This window comes from Pantoea sp. PSNIH1, assembly GCF_007680655.1.
Taxonomy (GTDB): domain Bacteria; phylum Pseudomonadota; class Gammaproteobacteria; order Enterobacterales; family Enterobacteriaceae; genus Pantoea; species Pantoea eucrina.
The window spans coordinates 1,451,954-1,463,704 of sequence record NZ_VEIP01000001.1 but is presented as its reverse complement, the minus strand read 5'-3'; the positions used below and the strand labels follow the sequence as shown (position 1 = coordinate 1,463,704).

At 55.4% G+C, this 11,751-nt stretch carries 14 protein-coding genes and 1 other RNA gene; 7 read left to right on the top strand and 8 right to left on the bottom strand.

Annotated elements, in window-relative coordinates; genetic code table 11:
* Window positions 1-166 precede the first annotated feature (166 nt).
* Window positions 167-505, top strand: a complete 339-nt coding sequence (gene glnK / locus FS690_RS06880; RefSeq protein WP_003850469.1) for a P-II family nitrogen regulator — start codon at window positions 167-169, stop codon at window positions 503-505.
* Window positions 506-537: 32 nt separating this feature from the next.
* A complete protein-coding gene (gene amtB / locus FS690_RS06875; protein ID WP_071669033.1) occupies window positions 538-1,827 on the top strand; it encodes an ammonium transporter AmtB in 1,290 nt (429 codons plus the stop codon).
* A 41-nt stretch (window positions 1,828-1,868) separates the two neighbouring features.
* On the opposite strand, the gene tesB is transcribed toward amtB, so the two are convergent.
* Complete coding sequence (gene tesB, locus FS690_RS06870) at window positions 1,869-2,732, bottom strand: acyl-CoA thioesterase II (protein ID WP_145339239.1); 864 nt, start codon at window positions 2,730-2,732, stop codon at window positions 1,869-1,871.
* A gap of 203 nt (window positions 2,733-2,935) precedes the next feature.
* Between tesB and FS690_RS06865 the strand changes: the two genes are divergently transcribed.
* The gene (locus tag FS690_RS06865) at window positions 2,936-3,493 is read left to right on the top strand and encodes a YbaY family lipoprotein (protein ID WP_039383000.1); all 558 of its coding nucleotides are present in this window, start codon (window positions 2,936-2,938) and stop codon (window positions 3,491-3,493) included.
* 36 nt (window positions 3,494-3,529) lie between these two features.
* On the opposite strand, the gene FS690_RS06860 is transcribed toward FS690_RS06865, so the two are convergent.
* Window positions 3,530-3,841, bottom strand: coding sequence for an MGMT family protein (locus FS690_RS06860; RefSeq protein WP_039383001.1), 312 nt, complete (start codon window positions 3,839-3,841; stop codon window positions 3,530-3,532).
* 157 nt (window positions 3,842-3,998) lie between these two features.
* Between FS690_RS06860 and ffs the strand changes: the two genes are divergently transcribed.
* An RNA gene (ffs, locus tag FS690_RS06855) (signal recognition particle sRNA small type) lies at window positions 3,999-4,095 on the top strand.
* A 103-nt stretch (window positions 4,096-4,198) separates the two neighbouring features.
* Here the strand turns inward: ffs and FS690_RS06850 are convergent.
* The 3 genes from FS690_RS06850 to FS690_RS06840 form a co-directional block, all read right to left on the bottom strand.
* A complete protein-coding gene (locus tag FS690_RS06850) occupies window positions 4,199-4,417 on the bottom strand; it encodes an HHA domain-containing protein (RefSeq protein WP_039383002.1) in 219 nt (72 codons plus the stop codon).
* Between the two features lie 24 nt (window positions 4,418-4,441).
* Complete coding sequence (gene tomB / locus FS690_RS06845) at window positions 4,442-4,819, bottom strand: Hha toxicity modulator TomB (RefSeq protein ID WP_039383003.1); 378 nt, start codon at window positions 4,817-4,819, stop codon at window positions 4,442-4,444.
* A gap of 145 nt (window positions 4,820-4,964) precedes the next feature.
* Window positions 4,965-5,318: a hypothetical protein gene (locus FS690_RS06840; RefSeq protein ID WP_039385744.1), complete on the bottom strand. Its 354-nt coding sequence runs from the start codon at window positions 5,316-5,318 to the stop codon at window positions 4,965-4,967.
* A gap of 319 nt (window positions 5,319-5,637) precedes the next feature.
* Between FS690_RS06840 and FS690_RS06835 the strand changes: the two genes are divergently transcribed.
* The 3 genes from FS690_RS06835 to FS690_RS06825 are packed head-to-tail and all read left to right on the top strand — an operon-like array spanning window position 5,638 to window position 8,015.
* Window positions 5,638-6,279, top strand: coding sequence for a metal ABC transporter ATP-binding protein (locus FS690_RS06835; protein ID WP_145339237.1), 642 nt, complete (start codon window positions 5,638-5,640; stop codon window positions 6,277-6,279).
* Window positions 6,276-7,115 (top strand): metal ABC transporter permease, encoded by an 840-nt coding sequence (locus FS690_RS06830; protein WP_145339235.1) that lies wholly within the window; start codon window positions 6,276-6,278, stop codon window positions 7,113-7,115. The genes FS690_RS06835 and FS690_RS06830 overlap by 4 nt, the downstream gene beginning before the upstream one ends.
* A 21-nt stretch (window positions 7,116-7,136) precedes the next feature.
* Window positions 7,137-8,015, top strand: a complete 879-nt coding sequence (locus FS690_RS06825) for a metal ABC transporter substrate-binding protein (protein ID WP_094111508.1) — start codon at window positions 7,137-7,139, stop codon at window positions 8,013-8,015.
* Window positions 8,016-8,055: 40 nt separating this feature from the next.
* Here FS690_RS06825 and ykgO read toward each other — a convergent pair whose 3' ends face one another.
* The 3 genes from ykgO to FS690_RS06810 form a co-directional block, all read right to left on the bottom strand.
* A complete protein-coding gene (gene ykgO, locus FS690_RS06820) occupies window positions 8,056-8,196 on the bottom strand; it encodes a type B 50S ribosomal protein L36 (RefSeq protein ID WP_071668939.1) in 141 nt (46 codons plus the stop codon).
* A gap of 12 nt (window positions 8,197-8,208) precedes the next feature.
* A complete protein-coding gene (locus FS690_RS06815; RefSeq protein WP_039383008.1) occupies window positions 8,209-8,466 on the bottom strand; it encodes a type B 50S ribosomal protein L31 in 258 nt (85 codons plus the stop codon).
* Between the two features lie 123 nt (window positions 8,467-8,589).
* The gene (locus FS690_RS06810; protein ID WP_039383009.1) at window positions 8,590-11,742 is read right to left on the bottom strand and encodes a multidrug efflux RND transporter permease subunit AcrB; all 3,153 of its coding nucleotides are present in this window, start codon (window positions 11,740-11,742) and stop codon (window positions 8,590-8,592) included.
* Window positions 11,743-11,751: the final 9 nt, after the last annotated feature.

Below are 11,751 nucleotides of genomic sequence, written 5' to 3'. Positions count from 1 at the left end.
CACCAAAGAGGTGCAGACCCCCGTACCGTTCTTTCTCTCCGGCAATGCCGCCCCGCGCTGAGCCTGTACCGCCGCCGCGTTAAACCGCGTTTTGCACTTCTGGCACACCCTTTGCTTTAACCACTGCGTATACATCGCGCAGTTGTGTTTAATCCGGAGGGGACGTATGAAGCTGGTTACCGTGGTAATCAAACCATTCAAGCTGGAGGATGTCCGTGAGGCACTATCCTCCATTGGCATTCAGGGGCTGACGGTATCTGAAGTTAAAGGGTTCGGCCGTCAGAAAGGACATGCCGAACTCTATCGCGGGGCCGAGTACAGCGTTAACTTCCTGCCAAAAGTAAAAATCGATATCGCGATTGCAGATGACCAGCTGGATGAAGTGGTTGATGTCATCAGTAAAGCGGCCTACACCGGCAAAATTGGCGACGGCAAAATCTTCGTTGCTGAGCTGCAGCGGGTGATCCGTATCCGTACCGGTGAAACTGACGAAGCGGCGCTCTGATCCGGGTTCTGACTTGAGATGGGATGAAAAAAATGAAAAAAATGATGATGAAACTGGGCCTTGCCAGCCTGGCGCTGTTACCCACTCTGACGCTGGCTGCTGCCCCTGCGGTCGCAGATAAAGCGGACAACGCCTTTATGATGATTTGTACCGCGCTGGTACTTTTTATGACAATTCCCGGCATCGCGCTGTTTTATGGCGGCCTGATCCGCGGTAAAAATGTCTTGTCCATGCTCACACAGGTTGCCGTAACCTTTGCCCTGGTCTGCGTATTGTGGGTTGTGTATGGCTACTCGTTAGCCTTTAGCGAAGGCAACGCCTTTTTCGGCAACTTCCAGTGGGTGATGCTGAAAAACATCGAGCTGAAAGCCGTCATGGGCAGCTTTTATCAATATATTCACGTCGCGTTCCAGGCGTCGTTTGCCTGTATTACCGTCGGATTGATCGTGGGCGCGCTGGCTGAGCGTATTCGCTTCTCAGCGGTGCTGATTTTCGTCGGCGTCTGGCTGACGCTCTCCTATCTGCCGATTGCGCATATGGTGTGGGGCGGCGGTTATCTGGCACAGGATGGCGCGCTGGACTTTGCCGGCGGTACCGTGGTGCATATCAACGCCGCTGTCGCGGGGCTGGTGGGCGCGTATCTGGTCGGAAAGCGTGCCGGTTTTGGCAAAGAGGCGTTTAAACCGCATAACCTGCCGATGGTGTTTCTCGGTACGGCCATTCTCTACGTCGGCTGGTTTGGCTTTAACGCCGGTTCAGCGTCATCGGCGAACGAAATTGCTGCGCTGGCGTTTGTGAACACCGTTGTCGCTACCGCCGGTGCGGTGCTCTCCTGGGTCTTTGGTGAGTGGGCGCTGCGCGGTAAGCCTTCGCTGCTGGGTGCCTGCTCCGGCTTTATCGCCGGCCTGGTCGCCATTACGCCAGCCTGTGGCTACGTGGGCGTTGGCGGCGCACTGATCATCGGTCTGGCGGGCGGACTCGCGGGCATCTGGGGCGTTACGACGCTGAAAAGATGGCTGCGCGTCGATGATCCCTGCGATGTGTTTGGCGTGCACGGCGTGTGCGGCATCCTCGGCTGCATCCTGACCGGCGTCTTCGCCTCCAGCTCACTGGGTGGCGTTGGCTATGCGGAAGGCGTCACTATGGGGCATCAGGTCTGGGTCCAGATATTCAGCTGTATCGTTACCGTAGTCTGGTCCGGCGTGGTGGCCTTTATCGGCTTCAAGCTGGCGGATGTGATTGTCGGCCTGCGCGTACCGGAAGAGCAGGAGCGTGAAGGTCTGGATGTAAACAGCCACGGCGAAAACGCATATAACCAGTAAGCTAAAAATGAAGAAAAGGGGCGACCAGGTCGCCCCTTTTTTTATGCGTCGCGCTGACGCATAACACCTTCCTGTACCGTGGTCGCCACCAGCGTACCCTCCTGCGTATAGAACTCGCCGCGTACAAAGCCGCGCGCGCCAGAGGCAGACGTGCTCACCACGCTGTAAAGCAGCCATTCTGAGAGATCGAACGGGCGGTGAAACCACATCGAGTGATCGATCGTGGCCACCTGCATATCCGCTTCCAGGAACCCTTTGCCGTGCGGCTGCAGCGCCACCGGCAAAAAGTTAAGGTCGGAGGCGTAGCCCAGCACATATTGATGGATGCGGCGATCGGCAGGCATCTGGCCATTGGCGCGCACCCAGACCTGGCGCACCGGCTCAGCCACGTGGCCCTTAAGCGGGTTGTGGATCTGAACCGGGCGGATATCCAGCGGTCGCTCAGCGAGAAACTTCTCTTTGAGCTTCAGCGGCAGATGCGCGGCGAGTTTTTGCGCCAGATCGCGTTCAGAGGGCAGTTCATCCGGACCCGGTACCGGGGGCATGCTGTTCTGATGCTCAAACCCGGTTTCAGGCGCCTGAAATGAGGCGGTCATATAGAAAATAGGCTGACCATTCTGGACTGCGCTGACGCGGCGCGCGCTGAAGCTTTTACCGTCGCGCAGCGTTTCAACATCGTAAATAATCGCTTTAAGGCTGTCGCCGGGACGCAGAAAATAGCTATGAAATGAATGAATAATGCGATCTTCCGGCACCGTCTGTTTAGCAGCATAGAGCGCCTGGCCCACCACCTGACCGCCAAACACCTGACGCAGACCGAGATCTTCACTCTGCCCGCGGAACAGGCCTTCTTCCAGTTTTTCCAGATTTAATAGCGTAAGCAGGTTAGTCAGCGCCTGGCTCATAATCATGTCCTCATCAGCAGATATGGCGCAAGTGTGAAAGATCCGACCAGTTTGCGCAACGGATTTGCGCTGATTTCTGATGACGGGCGACGCGCCAGGCGCAATGCGGATTTCTGTGCCAGAATTAAGAGCAATCGGCGGTTGAAATGCCAGCTAAAAAATTAACCGCCGACAATCATAGTGTTCATAAGGAGACGACATCGATGAAACTTTGGCAGGTTATTAGCGGTATGACACTGGCGGCGGCGATTACAGGGTGTGCTGACCACAGCAAACCGGTTCCGACGCCTACGCTTGGCTCGGCGGTTGCCAGCCAGCAGTCGGCCATCAAGCAGCCTAACGTAAGCGGTTCTGTTTATATCCGTCAGCGCATCGCGCTGCCGCCGGATGCAGTACTGACCGTTACGCTGGCAGATGCGTCGCTGGCGGACGCGCCTTCTAAAGTGCTGGCACAGCGTGCCGTGCGTACCGAAGGCAAACAGTCACCGTTCCAGTTTATTCTGCCCTTTAATCCGGCAGACATTAAGCCAGACGCGCGCATTCTGCTGAGCGCAGCCATCACTATGGATGGCAAACTGGCGTTTGTTACGGACACGGTAAAGCCAGTGATCAATCAGGGCGGCACCAAAGCTGAACTGCTGCTGGTGCCGGTTGCCAATCGCGCAATGCCGACGCAGCCGGGTGCCGCTACCACGGTTCCGTCGACGTCGCCTACTCAGGTAACGCCATCGGCTTCAGTACCGGCGCCGACCAGCCTGTAATCTGCAGCATCAGCAGGCCCGTTGCGGGCCTGCTGATTAAATTTCCCAGCGATAGCGTGCCATATCAATCCCGCCTTCCTCACTGACAACGACGCCTTCAGCCTCCAGCGCATCGCGCTGACGCAGCAGATCGTCACCCTGCAGGGAAATCTGTCCGTAACGGTTAACAACGCGATGCCAGGGCAGCGTGCTTTCCGGCGGCAGGCGACGCAGTACACCGCCGACCTGACGCGCAGCGCGCGGTGAACCGGCGAGTAAGGCGATATCACCGTAGGTGGTTACCTGACCGCGCGGTATTGCGGCCACAATGTGCCACACGCGTGCGGCAAAATTCAGAGAATCATTCATTATCGGGAGTAAGAAACAGAGGGAAACCAGAAGCAGGGTAGCTGACAGAGTACGCCTGTTCAAGAAAACAACGGTTGTCTGGCTCACCCTTGCAATTGCACAGGCGTTCGCTGATAATGCCCCCGCTCTCCGAAAAGAGAGCACTCAATGGAGGCCCTGTTGGTTCTCCCGCAACGCTAACTTGTGAACTCGGTCAGGTCCGGAAGGAAGCAGCCGCAGCAGGCGACGCGTGTGCCGGGATGTAGCTGGCAGGGCCTCCACCCATTTCGGGCCAGCAAATAGCCGCGCCTCTCCAGGATTTTACGGCACTCCCTTGCCTTATTCCGCTTCAGTCACTCAACAGCACTGCACGCTTTATCAGCGAACATATTTCCACACAGAGCCTGGCACTTTATCGTAAAGCTTGTTCATGGTCAGTTCAGCAAGGCGATGATCTGCTGCTGAATAGAATACTGCCAGTTCGCTATCCGGTAATTCATACTTATTTTTTTCGATGACCCGTTCAAGGGTATCAATTGAACGACAACGACGCAGACGCATCAAATAGTCGGTCTTGGTCAGGGTTTGATTGCTCATGAAAAAAATCTTCTCACTCTGATGCTAAAAGGAATGGCTCGGTTGCTGAAGATAAGCACACTCTTCGGCGAAAATATTAAATAAGCGTTTAGCGGATCGCTGCCAGCGCTGAAGATCCTTTGCATTGATACTGTAACTGCTAAAAAGCATAAAGGTATCATCAAGATATTCATCGATTTGAGAAATCAGCGACTCGTCTTCGGTATGCTTAATTTTGTAATTCATTGTGAAAGAGGCGATATGCTCAATAAAATCGTTGAGCTGTAAATTAGCAGAGGAGGCAGGGTCGTTAACCCAGTCGCGATGATTTTCACTCAGGGTAGCCATACTCTCGTCATACAGGTTTTCACATAAGAATTTAAGCTGGGCAATATCATGCCGTTTCGGTGAGTATTCGTCCATCTTTTTCCCTCCATAGTGAGCACAGGAGCCGCAACGCGGCGAGATTTAAAAGAGCTACCAGGGAGCGATCACGAATAAAAATAATTCAGCGACCTATTAAATGTAATCCACAATCATTAGTTTTGCTCACCTCAATTACCAAATATTACAATTCATCAGCAGGGGAGAGGCGCGTATTGTCAATCACATCAAACACCAGCGCACCGGGCTTTATGTGGAACATAACTTCTTCATGTCGGGTAAAGGTTTCGTTCAAATCGAGGCAGGGATTAAATAAATCCCAGGAAAATTCATAAAGCATTTTAAAACTATCTGGATTAATGGTTTTAATAGATAGTACCTGAAAACTTTCAGGAACTAATTGAGCACTCTGCGAATACCAGTCTAACTCTCCGGCCAGCGCTTCAGCTATTTTAAGAATATTCCCCTGGATGACGCTGCGAAGTTTGTCACAGTCATGTTCATCTGCCGCAACGTCCACATTAATAATAGCCTGCATAGCGTATTCCGTAAAAAAAAGATCGTACCGCTATCATTGAGTCTTGCTGGTTGTAATGCAAGCAGGTGATTGACGCTACCAGCGATTATTGCGATGGGTAATGCCACTGGCGATCTGCCCGGGGGCACGGACGATCAATTTTTGAAACACTTCTCTGCGCGCGCGTCACCGCTAAATCCAGTAGCATATTGTTATGTTATAACATAATGGTGAATGCGATGCGCAACAGCGGTCTGTTACTTTCCGTCGGCAGTCGTCTGATGGTTGTCATGATACTTATTACTCTGCTGATGCTCTGCGTCTTCTGGGGTACCTCGGCATGATCCACTTTAATCAGCTCCAGGTCGGCTATCGCGGGCAGGCGATAACCGCGATCCCCGACGGAAAACTGGCTGCCGGCAGTATGACCGCGCTGACCGGCGCAAACGGCAGCGGCAAGTCAACGCTGCTGAAAACGCTGGCTGGCGTAATTGCACCGGTCTCCGGCTCCTGCCCGATCGGCGTGCCCGCCCGTGCTATTGGCTGGCTGCCACAGCGTAGCGAACTGGAGACGCGTTTTCCGCTTACGGTATATGAGCTGGTTGCCACCGGCTGCTGGCCGCGCTGCGGCTGGTTTGGCGGCATTAACCGGGCGCTGCACAGAGAGATCGACGCCGCGCTGGACGCCGTACAGATGCGGGCATTTGCCGATGCGCAGCCCGCCACGCTCTCTGGCGGCCAGCTGCAGCGGGTCCTTTTTGCCCGGCTTCTGATGCAGCAGAGCCGGGTCTGGCTGCTGGATGAACCCTTCAGCGCTATCGATGCATCCACCACTACTCTGCTGATGGCGCTGCTCCGGCAGCAGCAGCAGCAGGGCACGACGCTGCTGGTGGTCCTGCACGACAGGCCGCTGGTCAGCCGCTACTTCAGCACAGAATTGTCGCTGGATCACTCACCAGAGAGCGTGCAGGTGACGTCATGACGCTGCTGCAGCCTTTTATCGAATTTGGCTTTATGCGCCGCGCGCTGGTGGCCTGTATTGCGCTGGCGCTGAGCGCCACTCCGCTGGGCGTATTTCTGTCACTGCGCCGGATGAGCCTGATAGGCGATGCGCTATCGCATGCGATCTTGCCGGGTGCAGCGGTTGGCTACCTGCTCTCAGGTCTGTCGCTGGTGGCAATGGGCGCAGGCGGACTGCTGGCGGGGCTGGTGGTGGCGCTGCTCTCCGGTGCCGTCAGTCGTTACACCCCGTTAAAAGAGGATGCCAGCTTTTCCGGATTTTATCTTGGCTCGCTGGCGCTGGGGGTCACGCTGGTTTCGCTGCGCGGCTCCAGTGTGGATCTGCTGCACGTGCTGTTTGGTTCACTGCTGGCAGTCGACACTCGTGCGCTGGTTCTGGTTGCCGCTATCGCCACGTTCACGCTGCTGACGCTGGCGCTGATTTTCCGCCCGCTGGTCATTGACGCCTTCGATCCCGACTTTTTGCGGGTGCAGAACCGCTGGAGCGCACCGCTGGTACAGGGGCTTTTTCTGCTGCTGGTCGTACTGAACCTGGTTGCTGGCTTTCAGATTCTGGGAACGCTGATGTCCGTCGGGCTGATGATGCTGCCCGCTACCAGCGCCCGCTTCTGGAGCCGTCGGCTCACCCCATTGCTGTTTATCGCTATGCTGCTGGCAATCGCTGCTGCGCTAAGCGGGCTGATGCTCTCCTGGTACTACTCACTGCCTGCCGGACCAGCCGTGGTGCTGAGTGCCGCCGGGCTGTTTCTGCTCTCTGTTCTGACAGGGCCATGCGGCGGCGTGCTGCGTCGTCGTTAATATACTGATAAGGGGATACAAATGAAGTTTATTGCACTAAGCCTGATAACCAGCGCGATGCTGGTCAGCCCGTTTACGCAGGCCGGTACTATCAACACGGTAGCCAGTTTTACCGTGCTGGCCGATATCGTAAAACAGGTTGGCGGCGATCATGTGCGTGTCACCTCGCTGGTCGGGCCGGATGGCGATCCGCATACCTTTGAGCCTTCGCCACAGGATAGCCAGGCGCTGGCGCAGGCCAGCGTGGTGTTTGTCAGCGGTCTCGGTCTGGAAGGGTGGATGGATCGGCTGATAACGGCTTCAGGCTATCGCGGCGATGTGGTGGTGGCATCGAGCGGCATCAGCACGCGTACCATGGAAGAGGAGGGCAGTACCGTTACCGATCCGCACGCCTGGAACAATCTGCAGAACGGTGAAATTTATGCGCGTAACGTAATGCAGGCGTTGATAAAAGCCGATCCGCAGGACGCCGCCGACATCCGGCGCAGCGGCGAACGCTACATTCAGCAGCTGCAGCAGCTCGACAGCTGGGCTAAATCTGCATTTGACGCCGTGCCGCGCAGCGCGCGCAAAGTGCTGACCAGCCACGACGCCTTTGGCTACTTCGGACAGCGTTATGGCGTTACCTTCCTGGCACCGGTCGGCTTTTCCACGGAAGCAGAAGCCAGCGCCAGCGACGTTGCGCAGATTATTAAGCAGCTCAGGCGTGAGCATATTCACCGCTACTTTATTGAAAATCAGACCGACCCGCGCCTGGTTAAACAGATAGCCAGTGAATCGGGGGCGCAGCCCGGCGGCGAACTCTATCCGGAGGCGCTCTCCGCTGCTGGCGGTCCGGCTGCGACCTATACGGCAGCATTTCGGCATAACGCGGAAGCGATGCTGAAAAGCATGCAATAAAAAAGGCCGGGGAGCATCCCGGCCAAACTCTCACAACGCATTAACGCTTTTTCTTTCTTCCCTGAACCGCTTTGAAACGTGGATTGGATTTGCAAATCACATAAATACGGCCTTTACGTCGTACCACTTTGCAATCCCGGTGGCGGGTTTTAGCCGACCGAAGTGAACTCACGACCTGCATCGTACTGCTCCTTTATTTGGTGCGCGTCAGGAAGCTGCCAAAGCGCTTGTTGAAGCGCGCCGCGCTGCCCTCTTTGGCGAACTCTTTTTGTTTGCCGGTATAATAAACGTGCGATTTGGAGGAGACATCCAGCGTCACGTAGGGCAGAACCTCGCCTTCAAACTCGATGGTGCGTTCAGTTTTAATGGTTGATCCCACTTTAAAATACTCATCAGCGGTAGTGTCATGGAACAGAACCGGACGATAGTGCGGGTGGATATCAGGCTTCATATGACGATTCCTATGTAATGTTATAATATAACAATATTATGCGCCCGTTATAGCGCGATTGCAACCGTCATCAGGCACCATAAAAAAAGGCCGCATCTGCGGCCTTTTTCATTAAGGAGTCAATCAGTGTTTCGCGTGTTCAGCCGGATGGCTGCCTTCAAGGTCCGCTTTATGCTTACTGAAGCGGCGACGCACCACGACGAAGAAGACCGGTACAAAGAAGATTGCCAGCGCGGTAGCGGTGACCATTCCTCCCATTACGCCGGTACCTACTGCGTTCTGAGCGCCGGAACCGGCACCGCTGCTGATCGCCAGCGGCAGTACACCGAGGATAAACGCCAGTGAGGTCATCAGAATCGGGCGCAGACGCATACGCACCGCTTCCAGCGTCGCTTCCACCAGGCCTTTGCCCTCTTTATCCATTAAATCTTTCGCAAATTCGACGATCAGAATGGCGTTCTTAGCGGAAAGACCAATCGTGGTCAGCAGTCCGACTACAAAGTAGACGTCGTTACTGAGCCCGCGCAGGGTAGTGAAGATCAGCGCGCCTATAACGCCGAGCGGCACGACCAGCATCACCGAGAACGGAATAGACCAGCTCTCATAGAGTGCCGCCAGGCAGAGGAAGACGACAATCAGCGAGATCGCGTAGAGCGCCGGGGCCTGGTTACCTGACAGACGTTCCTGATAGGACATGCCGGTCCAGTCGTAGCCAATACCGGTTGGCAGTTTCGACGCCAGCTCCTCCATCATATCCATCGCGTCACCCGAGCTCTTGCCCGGCGCAGCCTGACCGAGGATCTCCATGGAAGGCAGACCGTTGTAACGCTCCAGTCGTGGTGAGCCATACTGCCATTTCGCCGAGGAGAAGGCAGAGAAGGGCACCATATTGCCGGCGCTGTTGCGCACATACCATTTGCCAATGTCATCCGGCAGCATGCGCGCATCCGCTTTACCCATAACGTACACTTTCTTCACGCGACCGCGATCGATAAAGTCGTTGACGTAGGATCCACCCCAGGCGGCGCCCAGCGTAGTGTTGATATCAGAGAGCGATACCCCCAGCGCCTGCGCTTTTTCCTGATCGATAATCAGTTTGTACTGCGGCGTATCTTCCAGGCCGTTCGGACGTACGCCAACCAGCGTATCTGAATGCTGGGCGATCATGCCAAACAGCTGATTTCGCGCTTCGGTCAGCTTTTCATGGCCCAGGTTGCCCTGATCAATCAGCTGGAAGTCAAAACCGGTGGCGTTACCCAGTTCGATAATGGCCGGCAGGTTGAACGGGAAGACCATGGCATCTTTAATCTGACCCAGTGCGCCCATGGCGCGTCCGGCGATAGCCGGTACTTTCAGATCGGCGCTGCCACGCTCATCCCACGGCTTCAGGCTGACAAACGCGATACCGGTGTTCTGACCACGGCCGGCAAAGCCAAAGCCGTTAACGGTGAACACGGAATTGACGCTATCTTTCTCTTTGGTCAGGAAGTAGTCCGTTACCTGATCCAGCACTTTCTGAGTACGTTCCTGGGTCGCACCGGCTGGCAGCTGCGCCTGTGCCAGTAACAGCCCCTGATCTTCTTCCGGCAGGAAGGAGGTCGGCAGCTTCAGGAACAGCCACGCCATGCCGAGAACAATGACCAGATAGATCACCAGATAGCGGCCGGTACTGCGGATAATATGGCTGACGCTGTCGACATAGTGATTGGTGCTTTTGTCGAACATGCGGTTGAACCAGCCAAAGAAGCCGGTGGTTTTACCATGCTCACCTTTTTTAATCGGTTTGAGCATGGTGGCACAGAGGGCAGGGGTGAGGATCAGCGCGACCAGCACCGACAGCGCCATCGCTGAAACGATGGTGATCGAGAACTGACGGTAGATAACCCCGGTCGAACCGCCAAAGAACGCCATGGGAATAAATACCGCAGAGAGCACCAGCGCAATACCGACCAGCGCGCCCTGAATCTGCTCCATGGAGCGTTTGGTCGCCTCTTTCGGCGGCAGTCCCTCTTCTGCCATAACGCGCTCAACGTTCTCGACGACCACGATGGCGTCATCAACCAGCAGGCCGATGGCGAGCACCATACCAAACATCGTAAGCGTGTTAATGGAGTAGCCAAAACCATTGATGATAGCGAAGGTACCCAGCAGCACCACCGGTACGGCGATGGTGGGGATCAGCGTGGCGCGGAAGTTCTGCAGGAACAGATACATAACCAGGAACACAAGCACAATCGCTTCAAACAGGGTTTTAACCACTTCGAAAATGGAGATTTTTACAAACGGGGTCGTGTCATACGGGTAGACGGTCTTCATGCCTGACGGGAAGAACGGCTCCAGTTTACCCAGCTCTGCTTTAACCGCTTCTGCGGTATCCAGTGCGTTAGCCCCGGTCGCCAGCTTGATACCGATACCGGATGCGGGCTTGCCGTTGTAACGGGCAATAACTTCGTAGTTTTCACCACCCAGTTCAATTTTTGCCACGTCGCGCAGACGCACCTGCGAACCATCCTGGTTCACCTTGAGCATGATGTTGCCAAACTCATCGGTTGAGGTCAGGCGGGTCTGAGCAATAATCGAGGCGTTAAGCTGCTGGCCTGGCACCGGCGGTGTACCGCCCAGCTGACCGGCAGCGACTTGGGTATTCTGCGTCTGCAGCGCGCTGATGACGTCAACCGGCGTCAGCTGATAGTTGTTCAGCTTGTGCGGATCGAGCCAGATACGCATCGCATACTGTGCACCAAACACCTGGGTATCACCTACGCCTGTGGTACGGCTGATAGGATCTTTGATATTAGAGGCGACATAGTCCGCAATGTCGTTCTGCGTCATGCTGCCATCGTCACTGACAAAACCGGCTACCATCAGGAAGCTGCTGGAGGATTTTTTAACCTGAATCCCCTGTTGCTGTACTTCCTGCGGCAGCAGCGGCATCGCCAGCTGCAGCTTGTTCTGCACCTGTACCTGCGCGATATCCGCGTCGGTACCGGACTGGAAGGTCAGCGTCAGCGTCAGCGTACCGGATGAGTCACTGCTCGAGGACATATACATCAGCCCGTCGATGCCGTTCATATTCTGTTCAATAACCTGCGTAACAGAATCCTGCAGCGTTTTTGCATCCGCACCCGGATAAGATGCCTGGATCTCAACCGCCGGTGGCGCAACATTGGGATATTGCTCAATCGGCAGGCTGATGATCGACAGCGCACCCGCCATCATAATGATGATGGCAAGCACCCATGCAAAAATGGGGCGATCGATAAAGAACTTAGCCATGTATCAACG